The organism is Mesorhizobium sp. M7A.F.Ca.CA.001.10.2.1, assembly GCF_003998575.1.
Taxonomy (GTDB): domain Bacteria; phylum Pseudomonadota; class Alphaproteobacteria; order Rhizobiales; family Rhizobiaceae; genus Mesorhizobium.
In genome coordinates, this window is the sequence record NZ_RZQY01000975.1 from 1 (window position 1) to 1,568 (window position 1,568).

Here is a 1,568-nt window from a genome sequence, read left to right on the forward strand (position 1 = left end):
AATCAGCACCATAGCCAAATATGTACCATAGCTGAGGGCACCGAGTCAAGAAAAAATTCCTATCGTGAAAAGCTGCCGGCACAAATGGGCACCGCCGGCCTGGGCGCAGTCGGAGGCGTCCACCGTCCGGTCTTTTCATTCCAGCCGCCATGTTCTATGTCTGCCGGCCAGCGCGGGGGCGCGTCTTGTCAACCACAAAAGCATCCGGTACGCCCCGTTCATGACAGTTACCGTTCGTTTCGCCCCGTCGCCGACCGGCCGCATTCATATCGGCAATGCGCGCACGGCTCTGTTCAACTGGCTGTTTGCCATGAACAACAAGGGCCGATTCATCCAGCGCTTCGACGACACCGACATTGCGCGCTCGAAGCAGGAGTTTTCCGACGCCATCCTCTACGACCTGCATTGGTTGGGCATTTTTCCCGACGCCACCGAGTACCAGTCGCGGCGCTTCGATATCTATGACGCGGCGGTCGAGAGGTTGAAGGCGGCAGGCGTTCTCTATGCCTGCTATGAAACGCCGGAGGAACTCGATCTCAGGCGCAAGGTGCGCCGCACGCGCGGCCTGCCGCCGGTCTATGGCCGGGAGGCGCTGACGCTGACGCACGAGCAGATCGCCGAGTACCAGGCCGATGGCCGCCAGCCGCACTGGCGTTTTCTCCTCCCCAATTTCTCAGGCGATCCACAACAGCCGGAACGCACCGAAATCCACTGGAACGACCTGGTGCGCGGCGAGGAAACCGTCGATCTGGCTTCGCTTTCCGATCCGGTCCTGGTGCGCGAGGACGGCACCTATCTCTACACGCTGCCTTCCGTCGTCGACGACATCGAGATGGGCGTCAGCCATGTCATCCGCGGCGACGACCACGTCACCAACACCGGCGTGCAGATCGCCCTGTTCCAGGCGCTGGCTGCCGAGCCGCCAGTGTTCGGCCACCATAATCTCCTGACCACCGCATCGGGCGAGGGCTTGTCGAAGCGCACCGGCGCGCTCTCGATTGAAAGCCTGCGCGAGGACGGCATCGAGCCGATGGCCGTCGCATCATTGGCCGTCCTGGTAGGCACTTCGGAGAATGTCGCGGCGGTGCCGACGATGGGCGAACTCGCCGAACGCTTCGATCCGGCGGCGACATCGAAATCCGCCGCCAAGTTCGATCCGGACGAGCTGTTCGTGCTCAACCGGTCGCTGCTGCACCACATGCCGTTCGCCGAGGCACAAGACCGTCTGATCGTGCTCGGCGTCTCCGGCGAGCAGGCCGAACCGTTCTGGCTGGCGGTGCGCGGCAATCTCGACAGGCTGGCCGATGCGGTCAACTGGTGGCGTATCCTGCGCGACGGACCGCAGGAGAAGCCGGAATTTTCCGGTGACGACCGCGATTTCCTTCGACAGGCCTTCGATCTGCTGCCGGAGGAACCCTGGAGCGCGACGATCTGGAAGGACTGGACGGGCAAGATCAGGGAAGCGACCGGCCGCAAGGGCAAGGCGTTGTTCATGCCGCTCAGAACAGCCCTTACCGGACTGCCTTCGGGGCCGGAGCTTGCAGATCTATTGCCGCTGATGGGTCGGG

Annotated in this window: 1 protein-coding gene; it reads left to right on the forward strand. The window is 63.0% G+C overall.

Features of this window, described 5'->3' with window-relative positions; genetic code table 11:
- Positions 1–220: 220 nt before the first annotated feature.
- Positions 221–1,568, forward strand: a 1,348-nt coding sequence (gene gltX, locus EN964_RS34105; protein WP_127277409.1) for a glutamate--tRNA ligase, incomplete at its 3' end; no start/stop codon positions are given.